The sequence below is a fragment of the Okibacterium sp. AC114 genome, from assembly GCF_979253355.1.
Genome location: NZ_CEEDBR010000001.1, coordinates 611315 through 626722 on the forward strand (window position 1 = coordinate 611315; position 15408 = coordinate 626722).

Consider the following 15408-nt stretch of genomic DNA (forward strand, 5'->3'; position numbering starts at 1 on the left):
GGGGACGGGACCACGGTAACAGGTCGGCAGGTGGCCGAAACGGCGTGGATGCGGGCAGGCAGAACGGCACGCGATGATCACGGGGGTGTGCGCCGAAAAGTGGCGCCTCCGGCATCCACCGCACAGGCGTGTCGCGATAGCGTGGAGGCATGACAGCTGCCGCCGAATTCGTCGCCCTCGCCCAGGACATCGCCGCCGAGGCATCCGCCCTCGCCTTCCAGCGCCGACACGAGGGGGTCAGCGTGGCGGCGAGCAAATCGTCGCCCGAGGACATCGTGACGGCCGCCGATCGCGAGGTCGAGCAGCTCATCAAGGGTCGCCTGGCCGACGCGCGACCGAACGACGGCTTCCTCGGCGAGGAGACCGGCGAGGCGTCGAGCGCATCGGGCATCACGTGGGTGGTCGACCCGATCGACGGCACCGTGAACTACCTCTACGGCATCCCGGCCTATGCCGTGTCGATCGCCGTGGTCGAGGGGGATGCCGACCCCGCCACCTGGGAGTCGATCGCGGGGGTCGTGGCGAACCCGGCGGCCGACGAGACGTTCGTGGCCACGCGCGGCGGGGGAGCGACCCTGAACGGGCGCACGCTGAGCGTCAACCGCAACGTGCCGCTCAACCTGGCGCTGACCGGCACGGGATTCTCCTATGCGGCCGAGCGCCGCGTGGTGCAGGCCGGCGTCGTGCAGAACCTGCTCGCCGAGGTGCGCGACATCCGCCGCATCGGTTCGGCGGCGCTCGACCTGTGCAACGTCGCGGCCGGACGCATCGACGCCTACTACGAGCGCGGGCTCAACCCGTGGGACTTGGGTGCCGGCGCTCTCATCGCGGAAGAGGCAGGCGCGACCGTTGCCGGCTTCGACGGCGCGCGATATGGGCGTGACCTCACTATCGCGGCGGCTCCCGAACTCTTCGTCGAGCTCGAGATCGCGCTGAAGCGAGCTGGGCTCACGCTCGACTGAACCTGACACCCGAACGCCGAAACGGCGGGCCCGGCAACGAATGCCCGGCCCGCCGTTTCGCGGTTGATGCGCGCTGGCGCTCTACTGCCCCTGCGCCTTGTAACGCGCCTCGGTGGCGTCCTTCTGCGGAGCCCACCAGGCCTCGTTGTCGCGGTACCACGCGATGGTGTCGGCGAGGCCCGACGCGAAGTCGGAGAACTGCGGCTGCCAGCCGAGCTCGGTGCGCAGACGCGACGAGTCGATGGCGTAGCGCAGGTCGTGGCCCGGGCGGTCGATCACGTGGTCATAGGCGTCGGCGGGCTGGCCCAGCTCGGTGAGGATGAGCTCGACGACCTCTTTGTTGTTCTTCTCGCCGTCGGCGCCGATGAGGTAGGTCTCGCCGATCTCGCCCTTGTCGAGGATGGTGAGCACCGCCGAGGAGTGGTCGTTGGCGTGGATCCAGTCGCGCACGTTCTCGCCCGAGCCGTAGAGCTTGGGGCGCTCGCCGCGCAGCACGTTGGTGATCTGGCGCGGGATGAACTTCTCGACGTGCTGGTAGGGCCCGTAGTTGTTGGAGCAGTTGCTGATGGTGGCCTTCACGCCGAAGGAGCGCACCCAGGCGCGCACGAGCAGGTCGCTGCCGGCCTTGGTCGACGAGTAGGGGCTCGACGGGTTGTAGGGCGTCTTCTCGGTGAAGCGGTTGGGGTCGTCGAGCTCGAGGTCGCCGTAGACCTCGTCGGTCGAGATGTGGTGGAAGCGCTTGTCGTGCTTGCGCGCCGCCTCGAGCAACGTGTAGGTGCCGATGATGTTGGTGTCGAGGAACGGCCGCGGGTCGTTCAGCGAGTTGTCGTTGTGGCTCTCGGCCGCGTAGTGCACGACGGCGTCGGATGCTTCGACGAGCTGGTCGACGAGCGGGGCATCTTGGATGTCGCCGACGACGAGTTCGAAGCGGTCTGCAGGCAGCCCCTCGAGCGACGCCGTGTTGCCGGCGTAGGTCATCTTGTCGAGCACAGTGACCGTGTGGTCGGTGTTGGCGAGCACATAGTGGACGAAGTTGGAACCGATGAATCCGGCGCCGCCGGTTACGAGGAGTCTAGACACGCCGTCCAGTGTAGCGGGCGCTTGCGAGAGCGTCCCTGAACGGCCGAATGCCCGGCCAGCGCCCCGAAGGGCGGCGGCCGGGCATTCGGAGGTCGCGGCTAGCGGGCGAGCCAGACGGTGGTGTCGGCGGGCAGTACGGCGCCCTCGATGGGACCAGAGGCCAGCAGCACCTCGGCGCCCAGCAGATCGGCGGGCAGTTCGACGGCCGTCTCGCCGGCGTTCGCGATCACGGTCACGCCGCTGTTCGCGAAGGCCACGACGTCGTCGCCGAAACCGTCGATCCAGGTGACGCCGCCGAGTCCCAGGTGGTGGGCCCGGCGCAGCTGCAGCGCGAGGCGGTAGAGCTCGAGGGTCGATCCAGGCGTGCCCTCCTGACGGTCGCGCGCGTAGTCGTCCCAGTCGTCCGGCTGCGGCAGCCACGAGGCACCGGTCTCGTTGAAGCCGTATGCGGGCGCTCCCGCCTGCCACGGGATGGGCACGCGGCATCCGTCACGCCCGTAGCGCTCGCCGTTGGTGCGGAACCAGGTGGGGTCTTGGCGTGCCTCGTCGGGCAGGTCGATGACCTCGGGCAGGCCGAGCTCTTCGCCCTGGTAGATGTACGCGCCGCCCGGCAGCGCCAGCATGAGGGCGGATGCCGCACGCGCACGTCGCAGCCCCACCTCGCGCACGGGCTTGCCGGGGCTCTTCGGGCCGATGCCGGCGCCCTGGGGGTTCTCGGCGGTCAGCGCCAGGCGCGAGGCGTGCCGCACGACGTCGTGGTTCGACAGCACCCACGTGCTCGGGGCTCCGACGGCACCGAATGCGGCCAGCGACTCGTCGATGACGACGCGCAGGGCCGAGGCGTTCCACGGGGTCTCGAGGTAGGGGAAGTTGAACGCCTGCTGCATCTCGTCGGGGCGCACCCACTTGGCCATCTTGGACAGCGGGTCGACCCAGGCCTCGGCGCACAGCACGCGTTCGCCCTCGTATTCGTCGAGCACCTTGTGCCAGTCGCGGTAGATCTCGTGCACACCCTCCTGGCCCCAGTAGGGAGCGCTCGGCAGCTCGATCTGCTCGCCCGTCTCGGGGTCGATGCCGCCGGCGCCGCCCATGCTGCCACCCTCGGCGGGTGGCGTGTAGTCGGGCAGGCCGTCTTCTTTGATCATGCCGTGGGCCACATCGACGCGGAATCCGTCGGCGCCGCGGTCGAGCCAGAAGCGCAGGATGCCGCGGAATCGCTCGCGCACCTCTTCGTTGGTCCAGTCGAAGTCCGGCTGGCTCTGGTCGAACAGGTGCAGGTACCACTGGCCGGGCGTGCCGTCGGGTTCGGTGACGCGCGTCCACGCGGGGCCGCCGAACACGGACTCCCAGTTGTTGGGCGCCTCCGAGCCGTCGGCGCCCTTGCCGTCGCGGAACAGGTAGCGGCCGCGTTCGGGCGAGCCGGGGGCAGCGGCGAGCGCCTGCTTGAACCATTCGTGCTCCGACGAGGAGTGGTTCGGAACAAGGTCGACGATGATGCGGATGCTGCGGGCGTGCGCTTCGGTCACGAGCCGGTCGAAGTCATGCAGCGTGCCGAAGAGCGGGTCGACGTCGCAGTAGTCGGCCACGTCGTAGCCGGCGTCTTTCTGCGGCGAGGTGAAGAACGGTGACAGCCAGATGGCGTCGACGCCCAGGTCGGTGAGGGAGTCGAGGCGCGAGGTGATGCCGGGGAGGTCGCCCATGCCGTCGCCGTTCGCGTCGGCGAAGGAACGCGGGTAGATCTGGTAGATGACGGCGCTGCGCCACCATTCGTCACCCGTGGCGGTGAGCACCTGTTCGGGGGCGATGTCGGTGACGGAGCCTTCTCCGGGCAGTTCGGGAGTCGCGTCGCTCGTAATAGTCATGGCGGTACTTTACGGGAGTCGCGGTGTTCCTGGAAACGCTTGCCCTCAGAACTCTTCCGTAACTTTCCGGCAACGATCGCTTCTTGCCGCGATGTCGAGTTGCTCCGCCCCCGAGCAGGGGGTATGAATGGAAACGCTTGCAGTTGCAGCCGTCGGGAGAAAGGCCTCCCGGCTATCGCTTTGAGAAAGGCATCACCAATGAGGGTGAAAAAGAACCGTTCCCTGTCGGTCATCGCGGCGGGAGCCGCAGCAGCGCTGGCATTGGCCGGCTGCGCATCGGGCGGAGGCAGCTCCGATGAGTCGACCTCGGGTGGCACTCTGACCGTGTGGGTCGACGCCGACCGCGCGCCCGTTCTGAAGGACGCCGCCGCCGCATTCACGAAGGAGACCGGCGTCGATGTGAAACTCGTACAGAAAGACTTCGCCAAGATCCAGGAGGAGTTCGTGGCGCAGGTGCCGTCGGGCAAGGGTCCCGACATCACCATCGGCGCACACGACTGGCTGGGTGGTTTCGTGACCAACGGCGTCGTGCAGCCCGTCGAGCTGGGTGACTCGGCATCCGAATTCGAGGATGTCGCGATTCAGGCCGTCACCTATGACGGCAAGACCTACGGCGTGCCGTACTCGATCGAGTCGATCGGCCTGCTGCGGAACACGGCACTCGCGCCGACGGCCCCGGCCACCTACGACGACATGGTCGCGGCGGGTAAGGCCGCCGGAACCGAGTTCCCCTACCTGGTGCAGATCGGCGAAGAGGCCGACCCCTACCACCTCTACCCGTTCCAGACCTCGTTCGGGGCGCCCGTCTTCGGCACCAACGCCGACGGCACCTACAACGCCGACGACCTGCAGATCGGCAACGCGGGCGGCGACGCTTTCGCGACTTGGCTGCAGGCGCAGGGTCAGGCCGGCCTGATGAGCACCTCGGTGACGCCCGACATCGCGAAGGAGAAGTTCAACGCGGGAGCCTCGCCCTTCTTCATCACCGGACCGTGGAACGTGCCAGACGCCCAGAAGGCCGGCATCGACGTGGCCGTCGACCCGATCCCCGCGCCGGGTGGCCAGGCCGCACAGCCCTTCGTGGGTGTGCAGGGCTTCTTCGTCTCGGCGAAGACCAAGAACCAGCTCGCCGCCAACGAGTTCCTCACCAACTTCATCGGCACCGAGAAGGTGCAGACCGAGCTCTACAAGGTCGGTGGGCGCGCACCCGCCAATACCGCATCGTTCGAGGCTGCGGCATCCGACCCGATCGTCGCCGCGTTCGGTGAGGTGAGCAAGAACGGTGTGCCCATGCCGTCGATCCCCGCCATGGGCAAGGTGTGGCAGTACTGGGGCGTCACGCAGGCCGCCATCATCCAGGGCCAGGGTGACCCCGTCGAGCTGTGGCAAAAGATGACCACCGACATCCAGGGCGCCATCACCGGTTAGTCCGGCGCCAGCCCTCCGCGGGTGCCGGCGGCTTCGGTCTGCCGGCACCCGCCCCTCCCGCGCACCCAGTTCACGAGAACGGCACACACCATGAGCACCAACCTCCGGCCGCGCGCCGACTCCGATCGGGCGCGCGGCGACGCACCACCGCCCACCACGAATCAACGCCGGGCCCGCCGCGTGGCCGAGGTGGCATCGGGCGGCATCTGGCCCCTCATCGTCAAGATCGTGGCACTCGGCATCCTCGACGCCGTCAGCGTCTATGCGTTGTTCGTCATCGCGTTACAGGAAAACTGGGTGCTCTTCGCCGTCGTGTTGGTCGGCGCGGGACTCATCAACCTCATCTACTTCCGGCCCGGGATGCTTCCCCTCAAGTACCTCGCCCCCGGACTCGTCTTCCTCCTGGTGTTCCAGGTGTTCGTGATCGGCTACACCGCCTACATCTCGGTCACGAACTACGGCACGGGGCACAACAGCACGAAGGAGGATGCGGTCACCGCGCTCATCCAGTCGTCGCAGGCCCGCGTTCCGGACTCGCCCACCTACGACTTGACGGTCATCGAACGCGCCGGCACGCTCGGTTTCCTCGTGACCGACCCCGACGGCGAGGTGCTCGTCGGCGACCCCGAGACGCCGCTCGCCCCGACATCCGACGCCGAACTCTCGCTCGGAAAAGCGGTGGCCGTGCCGGGTGCGACCTCGCTCGACTTCGCGCAGATCGTGCAGCGGCAGGGCGAGATCGCCGACCTCGCGGTTCCCGTCTCGGACGACCCCAACGACGGCACCCTGCGCACCCCCGACGGGTCGAGCGCCTACCTCTATACCTCGTCGCTCGTCTACGACGCCTCGGCCGACACCATGACCGATGCGGCCACCGGCACCGTCTACTCCGACATCGGCACGGGCGCGTTCACGGCCGACGACGGCACCGAATTGCTGCCCGGCTGGAGCATCGTCGTGGGCGGCGAGAACTACGTCAAAGCCTTCACCGACCCGACCATCCGCGGCCCGGTCATCGGCGTCATCATTTGGACGTTCGTCTTCGCGATCCTCTCGGTCGCGACCACTTTCGCGCTCGGGCTGTTCTTGGCGATCGTGTTCAACGACCAGCGCATGAAGGGCCGCAAGTTCTATCGCGTGCTCATGATCCTGCCCTACGCATTCCCCGGCTTCCTCTCGGCGCTCGTGTGGGCGGGACTGCTCAACCAGGACTTCGGGTTCGTGAACCAGGTGTTGTTCGGTGGGGCGGACATCCCGTGGTTGACCAACGAGTGGCTGGCCAAGGCGAGCGTGCTCTTCGTGAACCTGTGGTTGGGGTTCCCCTACATGTTCCTCGTGTGCACGGGCGCGCTGCAGTCGATCCCCGAAGAGCTGCAAGAGGCCGCAACGGTCGACGGCGCCAAACCGTTCGCCATCTTCCGGCTCATCAAGTTCCCGCTGCTGCTCGTGTCGGTCGCGCCCCTGTTGATCGCGTCGTTCGCATTCAACTTCAACAACTTCAACCTGATCTACATGCTGACGGGCGGTGGGCCGAGGGATGCCGCGGCCGGCGTCAATGTGGGCGGAACCGACATCCTCATCTCGATGGTCTACAAGGTCGCCTTCGTCGGTGCCGATCGTGACTACGGATTGGCGAGCGCGTTCTCGATCATCATCTTCCTGCTGGTGGCGATCATCTCGGTGGTCAGCTTCCGGCGCACCAAGGCCCTCGAGGAGCTGAGCTGATATGAGCAGCAGCACGCACACCCCCCTGTCCGAGATTCCGATGCGCCGACCCGTCACTGCGGGAGCCCGCTTCCGCGCGACCGGATGGCGTCACCTCATCGGCATCGTCATGGTCGTCTTCTCGGTGTTCCCCCTCCTCTATGTGCTCTCGGCGTCGCTCAACCCGAACGGCACGCTCATCGGCTCGAACGCGCTCTTCTCGCGGCTGGGATTCGACAGCTATGTCGCCCTCTTCCAGTCGTCGCAGCAGCCGTACGCCGCGTGGTTCGTCAACACGCTCGTGATCGGGCTCACCACGGCCGTCGGCACCGTGTTGCTCGGCGCGCTCGCCGCCTACACGTTCAGTCGCATGCGGTTCACGGGCCGCCGCTTCGGGCTCATGAGCCTGCTGGTGGTGCAGATCTTTCCTCAACTGCTCGCGGTCGTCGCGATCTTCCTGCTCTTGACCACGCTGGGCGACATCTTCCCCGCGCTGGGTCTCGACAACCAGCTGGCGCTCATCATGGTCTACCTGGGCGGCGCGCTCGGCGTGAACACCTACCTCATGTACGGCTTCTTCAACACGGTGCCGCCGGCCATCGACGAGGCGGCCAAGATCGACGGCGCGGGGCACGCGCGCATCTTCTTCACGATCATCCTGCGGCTCGTGGCGCCCATCCTCGCGGTCGTCGGGCTGCTGTCGTTCATCGCGACGACCAACGAGTTCGTGATCGCGAGCGTGGTGCTCGTGTCGCCCGAGAAACAGACGCTCGCGGTGGGGCTCTACCAGTTCGTCTCGCAGGAGTTCACCTCGAACTGGAGCGTCTTCGCGGCCGGTGCCGTGCTTGCCGCGCTGCCCGTCATGGCCCTGTTCCTGTTCCTGCAGAAGTACATCGTGGGCGGGCTCACGGCCGGAAGCGTCAAATAGTCCGTCGCTCCTCTTATAGAGTGGATGCAGCGGGGAATGGTGGTTCGAACCGAGGGTTCGAAGATGCTATTCTCTACTGGTGCCAAATTGCGCAAGCAATGCGGTCACGCCCCGATAGCTCAGTGGTAGAGCACTTCCATGGTAAGGAAGGGGTCGTCGGTTCAAACCCGACTCGGGGCTCGATAACTTTCTCGGTTCACGCGGCTGTCACGCAGCAACGTGGCGGGGTGGGTTTCGCGGCAGGGTAGCTCAGCTGGTCAGAGCGCACGACTCATAATCGTGAGGTCGCGGGTTCAAGCCCCGCTCCTGCTACCGCTCGATTGAACGGCCCTCGATTTCGGGGGCCGTTTTGCATTCGCTCGGCATATTTCGGCAGGAGAAGTGTCATGAAGCGTACGCCTCGCACCTACGTCTGGCTGATCGTGACCGGGCTCGTCGCCGGCCTGCTGTCGGGGCTCTTCGGCGTGGGTGGCGGCATCCTCATCGTCCCGGCGCTCGTGTTCCTGCTCAAGTTCGACCAGCGCCTCGCCGCCGGCACCTCACTCGGCGCCATCGTGCCCACGTCCATCGTGGGCGTCATCTCCTATGCGGCCAGCGGTTCGGTCGAATGGATGGCTGCGCTCTATCTCGCGCTCGGTGCGATCGTCGGCGCGCAGATCGGTTCGTGGCTGCTGCACAAGATCCCGAAGCTCGTGCTGCAGTGGGCGTTCATCGCGTTCCTCGTCGTGGTGATCGTGCAGCTCTTCCTCGTGGTGCCGGCGCGGGATGCCGTGATCGACTACACCGTCTGGTCGTCGATCGGTCTCGTCGTGCTGGGCTTGCTGACCGGCATCCTCTCGGGCCTGCTCGGAATCGGCGGGGGAGTCGTCGTCGTGCCGTTGCTCATCGTGCTGTTCGGCGCGAGCGACCTGGCGGCCAAGGGCACGTCGCTCCTCATGATGATCCCCACCGGCATCTCGGGCAGCATCGGCAATCTGCGCCGCGGCAACATCGACCTGGTGGCGGCCGGCGTGATCGGGTTGGCGGCGTGCACGACCACGGCGCTGGGTGCCCTCATCGCGGCTATCATCCCGCCGTCTCTTGGCACGATCCTCTTCGCCGTGTTCCTGATCGCGGTCGGCATCCAGCTGACGGTGCGTGCCATCCGGTCGTCGCGGAGCGCCCGGTAGGCTGGGCGGGTGACTGTGAATCCGGACATCCAGGGGAAAGAGTTCCCCCCGACGGCCCCCTATCTCGTGGGCCGCGAGAAGGTGCGCGAGTTCGCGCGCGCCGTCTTCGCCACCAACCCCATCAACCTCGACCCCGAGGCCGCCCGCGCCGCGGGGCACGCCGATGTGGTGGCGCCGCCCACCTTCCCGGTGGTCGTGCAAGAGGCCACTCTGGCCCAGCTCCTCGCCGATGAGACGGCCGGAATCGACTTCAGCCGCGTCGTGCATGGCGAGCAGCGCTTCAGCTATACGCGTCCTATCGTCGCAGGCGACGAGCTCACGGCCACGCTGACGGTCACGAGCGTCAAGTCGCTGGGTGGCAACTCGATGGTCACGGCCTCGTCCGACATCGTCGATGCCGGAGGCGCGCACGTCGTCACGGCCATCTCCACCCTCGTCGTCAGGGGAGACGCATGAGCACCACGATCGACTTCGCCACGCTGACCGTCGGAGACGTCGTCGCCGAGCGTGATTTCGCCCTCACGCGTGACTCGCTCGTGCGCTACGCCGGCGCCTCCGGTGACTTCAACCCGATCCACTACCGCGACGACGTCGCCGCCTCCGTCGGCCTGCCGGGCGTCCTAGCGCACGGCATGCTCACCATGGGCTTCGCGGTGCAGCCCGTCGTCGACTGGGTGGGCGATCCCGCCGCCGTGATCGACTACCAGGTGCGGTTCACGCGTCCCGTGGTCGTCGACCCCGCGGTCGGGGTCTCGGTCACGGTCGTGGCCAAGGTCGGCCAGCTCGATGCCGAGGCATCCGTGGCGCGCATCGATCTCACGGTGTCGGTCGACGGGTCCACGGTGCTCGGCAAGGCCCAGGCCCGCGTCTCGTTCGCGCCCGCCCAGCACGTGTGAATTCAGCACGCTTGATACCCAGCACGTTTGACACCCGGAACGCGGAGGTGACCCGATGACGGATCGTCCGAGAGGTCGCCACGCGCGGCCCGACACGCACGTCGACGCCGCTCCGCTGCGGCAGGCTGGTGCGTCGGCCGGAGACGCCACTGCTTCCGAAAGAGCGAACTCCGACGGCCGCGAGACAGGCGGCGCACCGAGCAGCGCTCGCGTTTCGCAGAAGCCGACCCCGATCGCCGCCTACACGACGTTCCGCGTCGGCGGACCGGCTGCGTCGACCGTCGTCGCCACCACGCGCGACCAACTCGTCGACGCCGTGCGCAACACCTGGCGCGCCCACGACGAGCCTCTCCTCATCGGAGGCGGCTCGAACTCGCTGGTTTCGGACGACGGTTTCGACGGCACCCTGATCCGCGTCGCGACATCCGGAATCGAGCGCAGCACCGCCGACGTGCCCGAGGGCACCGTCCGACTGCGCGTCGAAGCCGGCGAATCCTGGGACGGCCTCGTGGCGCACGCCGTCGAAAACGGCTGGGCGGGCATCGAGGCCCTGAGCGGCATTCCGGGATCGTGCGGTGCAGCCCCGATCCAGAACATCGGTGCCTACGGCCAAGAACTCGAGTCGGTGCTCGTGGCCGTCGACCTGCTCGACCGCGACACCCTCGAGGTCACGCGCGTGCCCGCCGACGAGCTCGGCCTCGGCTACCGCACGTCCACCCTCAAGCGCCACTCGGGCGACGAACCCGAGCGAGACGCCGTGGTGCTCGGCATCGAGATCGACCTGCGCGACAACGGCGGCCTGAGCGAGCCCATCGCCTACGCCCAGCTCGCATTTTCGTTGGGTGTCGAACTCGGCGAACGCCTGTCGGTCGCCCAGGTGCGCAAAACCGTGATCGCCCTGCGTGCCTCCAAGGGCATGGTGTGGGATGCCTCAGACCCCGACACCTGGAGCGCGGGCTCGTTCTTCACCAACCCCGTCGTCGCCGAGTCGTTCGCCCGCACCCTGCCCGAGCGGGCACCGCGCTGGCCCGTCGATGCCGACGACGATGTCGTGACGGTCATTCCGCTCGACGAGTTCACGGGTGAGATCACGCGCCTGGCCCCCCGTGAAGCGCAGGTGAAGCTCAGCGCCGCGTGGTTGATCGAGAACGCGGGCGTGCACCGCGGCTTCCAGTTGCCCGGTTCTCACGCCGCCATCTCGAGCAAGCACACGCTCGCCCTCACGAACCGCGGTGGGGCGAGCGCCGACGAGATCGCCGAGCTGGCCCGCTACGTGCAGTCGCGCGTGCAGTCGGAGTTCGGGGTCATCCTGCAGCCCGAACCCGTCTTGGTGGGCGTCGAGATCTAGCTTTACCGCGCGAAGAGCTTCTGCAGGCGCTGGACGCCCTCGAGCAGCTGGTCGTCGCCCAGGGCGTAGCTGAAGCGCAGGTATCCGCTCGGGCCGAACGCTTCGCCCGGAACCGCGGCCACCTCGGCCTGTTCGAGCATCAGGTCGGCCAGCTCGAGGGATGTCTGGGGCGTCACGCCGTGCCACTCGCGCCCGAGCAGCTCGGTCACGTCGGGGTAGACGTAGAACGCGCCCGTCGGCGTCGGCGTGCGGAAGCCCTCGATCTTGTTGAGCTCGGCCACGATCACCCGACGGCGCGCGTCGAAGGCGTCGCGCATGGCGACGACCTCGTCCTGCGGGCCCGTCAGGGCGGCCACGGCGGCGCGCTGCGCGATGTTGTTCACGTTGCTCGACAGGTGCGACTGCAGGTTCGATGCGGCCTTGATGGCGTCGGCGGGGCCCACCATCCAGCCCACCCGCCATCCGGTCATGGCATAGGTCTTGGCCACGCCGTTGACGAGGATGGTCTGATCGGCCAGCCCCGGAACGGCCTCGACGATCGACACGGCGCGCACACCGTCGTAGGTGAGGTTCTGGTAGATCTCGTCGCTGATGACCCAGATGCCGTGCTCGAGGGCCCACTCGCCGATGGCGCGGGTCTCTTCCTCGCTGTACACCGAGCCCGTGGGGTTCGACGGCGACACGAACAGCAGCACCTTCGTGCGCTCGGTGCGCGCGGCCTCGAGTTGCTCGACCGTCACGCGGTACTCCTGCTCGGCACCCGCGAAGACCTCGACCGTCACGCCATCAGCCAGCGCGATGGCCTCGGGGTAGGTGGTCCAATAGGGCGTGGGCACGATGACTTCGTCACCCGGGTTGAGCAGCACCTGGAACGCCTGGTAGACCGACTGCTTGCCGCCGTTCGTCACGATGACCTGGCTGGCGGATGCCTCGAGCCCCGAGTCGCGCGCCGTCTTCTGCGCAATCGCCTCGCGCAGATCGGGCAGACCGGCGGCCGGCGTGTAGCGGTGGTTCTTCGGATCGCGCACGGCCCGCTCGGCGGCTTCGACGATGAAGGCGGGAGTGGGGAAGTTGGGCTCGCCCGCCGCGAAGCTGATGACGGGGCGACCTTCGGCCTGCAGGGCCTTCGCCTTCGCGTCTACTTTGAGGGTCGCCGACTCGGCGATCGACGAGATTTTCTGGGACAGTCTGAGTTGTTCGGCCACGGCCACACTCTATCGGGGAGGCCCGTGCGGGCACCACGATATGTCGACCGGTGAAGTAGGTAAGGCTAGGCTTACCCCATGACTGCTGCCTCCGCGATCGATGCCGAGACGCTGGCCGGGCGCGACCTGACGCTGGGTTATGACGGACGGGTCATCTCGCAGGCGTTGAGCGTCAGCATCCCGCCGCGATCGTTCACGGCCATCATCGGCCCGAATGCGTGCGGAAAATCGACCCTTCTGCGCGCGCTCTCGCGCCTGCTCAAGCCGACGGCGGGCGATGTGGTGCTCGACGGCAAAGCCATCACGCAGTACTCCTCGAAAGAGGTTGCTCGGCGCCTGGGGCTATTGCCGCAGACGTCGATCGCGCCGGATGGCATCAGCGTCTCCGATCTCGTCTCGCGCGGCCGTTTTCCGCACCAGACCCTGTTGCGCCAGTGGTCCCCGGATGACGAAGCCGCCGTCCAGCGCGCCATGACCGCCACCGACATCACGCATCTGGCCGGCCGCAGCGTCGACGAACTGTCCGGCGGCCAGCGTCAGCGCGTGTGGCTCGCCATGGTGCTCGCGCAGCAGACGCCCGTGCTGCTGCTCGACGAGCCCACCACCTACCTCGATATCGCGCACCAACTCGACGTGCTCGACCTGTGCCGGTCGCTGCATGACTCGGGCGACTACACGCTCGTCGCGGTGCTGCACGACCTGAACCTGGCTTTTCGATATGCCGACCACCTCATCGCCATGAAGGATGGCCGTGTGGTGGCCGAGGGTGCGCCGGCGGACATCGTCGACGCCGATCTGGTGCTCGACGTGTTCGGGCTGCACGCCCTCGTGATCCCCGACCCCGTGACGGGCGACCCCATGGTCGTGCCGCTCGAGCAGCGCGACCGCTGACGCCTGGCCCGACGGCTGGCCCGACGCGTGGCCGACGGCTGGCCCGACGACCCGCCGGGCGGCCCGGCCCCAGCTTTACTCACGGCCAGCCGTCCCCTACACTGGAGGGCGGCAGATGAATCCTGCCAAGCTTTTCTCTGCCCTTTTTCACAGGAGGTCGGTGGGTGGCCGTGGGGTTCAGGTCGAGCGGATTCGCGCAGGGTTCGCTACGATTGCCAGGGAGTTCCCTCCGGGAGTTCCATAGGGCGGTGGCTCAATTGGTAGAGCAGCGGTCTCCAAAACCGCAGGTTGCAGGTTCAAGTCCTGTCCGCCCTGCGCGTCGACATGACAGTGTCGGCACACGAAAGGTGTAAACGAGATGGCTCGAAAAGTTATCGACGAACCCAGCGAGGAAATCGTCGCAACAGCGAAGCGGGAACGCGCCGAAAAGCGTGGACTCTTCGCGGGCATCATCTTGTTCATCAAGCAGGTGATCGGCGAACTCAAGAAGGTCGTCACCCCGACTCGTAAAGAGCTGCTGAGCTACACCGGCGTCGTGCTGGTATTCGTCGTGATCATGATGGCCATCGTTTACGGTCTCGACCAGCTGTTCTCCTGGCTGGTCCTCCTGACCTTCGGCACCCCCGGGGTCTGATCGTCTGGAGTCGGGCGGAAGATGGCATCCGGCCCCGTTTCTGATCGGCTCGCCCTCGCAGAGGCGCGGTTCCAGAACACACAAGCAATGCACACCGAGACGTTGCAGCGGATGACCTCCACGCAAGTCCGGGAACAGTAAAGGGAAGAGATTCAGTGTCAGAGAGAAATCGCGACGACGTCGATTGGGCGACCGCTGCCGAGCAGTCGAGCGAAGTCGATGAGGTGCAGGAGGGCGAGACCCTCGCCGCCGCCGAAGACTCCGTCGACGCTGCCGAGCACGAAGCCATCCACGTCGAAAGCGATGAGGTAGACCTCGACGCCGTTCTCGACGCCATGGCCGAGGCCAACGACCCCGAGGCCGACGCCGTGGTGGACGACGCCCTCGACATCGACGACGCCGATGAGGCAGAAGCTGCCGCCGAGGCCGTCGAAGACGAAGAAGAAGACCCCATCACGCTCACGCCCGAGAGCCTCAGCGAAGAGCTGTTCTCCTCCGAGAGCGACGACGCCGAGTCCGCCGAAGACGCCCAGGCGCAGGTCGACGAGGTCGCCGCAGACAACGGTTTCGGTGCCGACGAAGACGATGCCGATGAAGACGACGCCGAAGACGGCGAAGAGGCCGAGGCCTCCGACGTCGACGTCGACCCGTACGACGCATTCCGCGCCGAGTTGCGCACGCTGCCCGGCAAGTGGTTCGTCATCCACTCCTACGCCGGCTTCGAGCGCAAGGTGAAGGCCAACATCGAGCAGCGCAAGGGCTCGCTCGACGTCGCCGACTTCATCTACCAGGTCGAAGTCCCCATGGAAGACGTCGTCGAGATCAAGAACGGCCAGCGCAAGATGGTCACCCGCGTGCGCATCCCCGGATACGTGCTCGTGCGCATGGACCTCAACGAAGACAGCTGGTCTGTGGTCCGTCACACGCCCGGCGTCACCGGATTCGTGGGCAACGCCCACAACCCGACGCCGCTGCGCTTCGAAGAGTCCTTCAACATGTTGAAGAGCCTCGTCGAGGTCAAGGAGCAGGCACCTGCCAAGGGAGGCGCCCAGAAGGGTGGCCAGACCCAGGCCCGCGCCGCTGTTGCCGAGGTCGACTTCGAGATCGGCGAGACCATCACGATCAAGGAAGGTTCGTTCGCGGGCCTGCCCGGTTCGATCAGCGAGATCAAGCCCGAGAGCGGCAAGCTCACGGTCCTCGTGTCGCTGTTCGAGCGCGAGACCCCGGTCGAGCTCAGCTTCGATCAGGTCACCAAGCTGTAGGTTCGGCCAACGCCGCTCGCAGCATCCACAGATTTTTTA

Annotated in this window: 14 protein-coding genes and 3 tRNA genes; 14 read left to right on the forward strand and 3 right to left on the reverse strand. The window is 67.0% G+C overall.

Translation table 11 applies throughout. From position 1 onward, the window contains the following. The first annotated feature begins 149 nt into the window (after positions 1–149). Positions 150–962, forward strand: a complete 813-nt coding sequence (locus ACZ6IE_RS03015) for an inositol monophosphatase family protein (protein ID WP_464606720.1) — start codon at positions 150–152, stop codon at positions 960–962. Positions 963–1043: 81 nt separating this feature from the next. Here the strand turns inward: ACZ6IE_RS03015 and rfbB are convergent, their stop codons facing one another. Next, positions 1044–2042 (reverse strand): dTDP-glucose 4,6-dehydratase, encoded by a 999-nt coding sequence (rfbB, locus tag ACZ6IE_RS03020; RefSeq protein ID WP_445997149.1) that lies wholly within the window; start codon positions 2040–2042, stop codon positions 1044–1046. Between the two features lie 98 nt (positions 2043–2140). Further along, positions 2141–3904 (reverse strand): glycoside hydrolase family 13 protein, encoded by a 1764-nt coding sequence (locus tag ACZ6IE_RS03025; protein ID WP_464606721.1) that lies wholly within the window; start codon positions 3902–3904, stop codon positions 2141–2143. A gap of 198 nt (positions 3905–4102) precedes the next feature. On the opposite strand from ACZ6IE_RS03025, the gene ACZ6IE_RS03030 reads away from it, so the two are divergent. The 9 genes from ACZ6IE_RS03030 (at position 4103) to ACZ6IE_RS03070 (ending at position 11377) form a co-directional block, all read left to right on the forward strand. Next, a complete protein-coding gene (locus ACZ6IE_RS03030) occupies positions 4103–5332 on the forward strand; it encodes a sugar ABC transporter substrate-binding protein (protein WP_464606722.1) in 1230 nt (409 codons plus the stop codon). A gap of 90 nt (positions 5333–5422) precedes the next feature. Continuing rightward, on the forward strand, positions 5423–7057 hold the full coding sequence (locus ACZ6IE_RS03035) for an ABC transporter permease subunit (protein WP_464606723.1): 1635 nt from the start codon (positions 5423–5425) through the stop codon (positions 7055–7057). Between the two features lies 1 nt (position 7058). Beyond that, the gene (locus ACZ6IE_RS03040; RefSeq protein WP_464606724.1) at positions 7059–7964 is read left to right on the forward strand and encodes a sugar ABC transporter permease; all 906 of its coding nucleotides are present in this window, start codon (positions 7059–7061) and stop codon (positions 7962–7964) included. Positions 7965–8072: 108 nt separating this feature from the next. Then, a tRNA-Thr gene (locus ACZ6IE_RS03045) sits at positions 8073–8144 on the forward strand. A gap of 58 nt (positions 8145–8202) precedes the next feature. Beyond that, positions 8203–8276 (forward strand) — tRNA-Met (locus ACZ6IE_RS03050). Positions 8277–8350: 74 nt separating this feature from the next. Then, positions 8351–9133 carry a sulfite exporter TauE/SafE family protein gene (locus ACZ6IE_RS03055; RefSeq protein WP_464606725.1) on the forward strand — a complete coding sequence of 261 codons (783 nt, stop codon included), beginning with the start codon at positions 8351–8353 and terminating at the stop codon, positions 9131–9133. Positions 9134–9142: 9 nt separating this feature from the next. Next, entirely contained in the window at positions 9143–9589 is a 447-nt protein-coding gene (locus tag ACZ6IE_RS03060) for an FAS1-like dehydratase domain-containing protein (protein ID WP_445997152.1), read from the forward strand. Next, complete coding sequence (locus ACZ6IE_RS03065; RefSeq protein ID WP_464606726.1) at positions 9586–10029, forward strand: MaoC family dehydratase; 444 nt, start codon at positions 9586–9588, stop codon at positions 10027–10029. The genes ACZ6IE_RS03060 and ACZ6IE_RS03065 overlap by 4 nt, the downstream gene beginning before the upstream one ends. Positions 10030–10084: 55 nt before the next feature. Further along, positions 10085–11377 carry a UDP-N-acetylmuramate dehydrogenase gene (locus tag ACZ6IE_RS03070; RefSeq protein WP_464606727.1) on the forward strand — a complete coding sequence of 431 codons (1293 nt, stop codon included), beginning with the start codon at positions 10085–10087 and terminating at the stop codon, positions 11375–11377. A gap of 2 nt (positions 11378–11379) precedes the next feature. Here ACZ6IE_RS03070 and ACZ6IE_RS03075 read toward each other — a convergent pair whose 3' ends face one another. Further along, the gene (locus tag ACZ6IE_RS03075; protein ID WP_464606728.1) at positions 11380–12582 is read right to left on the reverse strand and encodes a pyridoxal phosphate-dependent aminotransferase; all 1203 of its coding nucleotides are present in this window, start codon (positions 12580–12582) and stop codon (positions 11380–11382) included. 78 nt (positions 12583–12660) lie between these two features. Here ACZ6IE_RS03075 and ACZ6IE_RS03080 point away from each other — a divergent pair, with 78 nt between their 5' ends. The 4 genes from ACZ6IE_RS03080 to nusG all read left to right on the forward strand — a co-directional run bounded on the left by ACZ6IE_RS03080 (position 12661) and on the right by nusG (position 15369). Next, a complete protein-coding gene (locus tag ACZ6IE_RS03080; RefSeq protein WP_464606729.1) occupies positions 12661–13473 on the forward strand; it encodes an ABC transporter ATP-binding protein in 813 nt (270 codons plus the stop codon). 242 nt (positions 13474–13715) lie between these two features. Next, positions 13716–13788 (forward strand) — tRNA-Trp (locus tag ACZ6IE_RS03085). Positions 13789–13831: 43 nt separating this feature from the next. After that, positions 13832–14107, forward strand: a complete 276-nt coding sequence (gene secE, locus ACZ6IE_RS03090) for a preprotein translocase subunit SecE (protein WP_464606730.1) — start codon at positions 13832–13834, stop codon at positions 14105–14107. Positions 14108–14262: 155 nt separating this feature from the next. After that, complete coding sequence (gene nusG / locus ACZ6IE_RS03095) at positions 14263–15369, forward strand: transcription termination/antitermination protein NusG (RefSeq protein ID WP_464606731.1); 1107 nt, start codon at positions 14263–14265, stop codon at positions 15367–15369. The last annotated feature ends 39 nt before the right edge of the window (positions 15370–15408 follow it).

What these genes read in the sequence shown, in the direction of transcription:
- ACZ6IE_RS03015 (WP_464606720.1), top strand. Translation starts at nt 150, where the DNA reads ATGACAGCTGCCGCCGAATTCGTCGCCCTCGCCCAGGACATCGCCGCC.
- ACZ6IE_RS03025 (WP_464606721.1), bottom strand. Translation starts at nt 3,904, where the DNA reads ATGACTATTACGAGCGACGCGACTCCCGAACTGCCCGGAGAAGGCTCC.
- ACZ6IE_RS03030 (WP_464606722.1), top strand. Translation starts at nt 4,103, where the DNA reads ATGAGGGTGAAAAAGAACCGTTCCCTGTCGGTCATCGCGGCGGGAGCC.
- ACZ6IE_RS03035 (WP_464606723.1), top strand. Translation starts at nt 5,423, where the DNA reads ATGAGCACCAACCTCCGGCCGCGCGCCGACTCCGATCGGGCGCGCGGC.
- ACZ6IE_RS03040 (WP_464606724.1), top strand. Translation starts at nt 7,059, where the DNA reads ATGAGCAGCAGCACGCACACCCCCCTGTCCGAGATTCCGATGCGCCGA.
- ACZ6IE_RS03055 (WP_464606725.1), top strand. Translation starts at nt 8,351, where the DNA reads ATGAAGCGTACGCCTCGCACCTACGTCTGGCTGATCGTGACCGGGCTC.
- ACZ6IE_RS03065 (WP_464606726.1), top strand. Translation starts at nt 9,586, where the DNA reads ATGAGCACCACGATCGACTTCGCCACGCTGACCGTCGGAGACGTCGTC.
- ACZ6IE_RS03070 (WP_464606727.1), top strand. Translation starts at nt 10,085, where the DNA reads ATGACGGATCGTCCGAGAGGTCGCCACGCGCGGCCCGACACGCACGTC.
- ACZ6IE_RS03080 (WP_464606729.1), top strand. Translation starts at nt 12,661, where the DNA reads ATGACTGCTGCCTCCGCGATCGATGCCGAGACGCTGGCCGGGCGCGAC.
- secE (WP_464606730.1), top strand. Translation starts at nt 13,832, where the DNA reads ATGGCTCGAAAAGTTATCGACGAACCCAGCGAGGAAATCGTCGCAACA.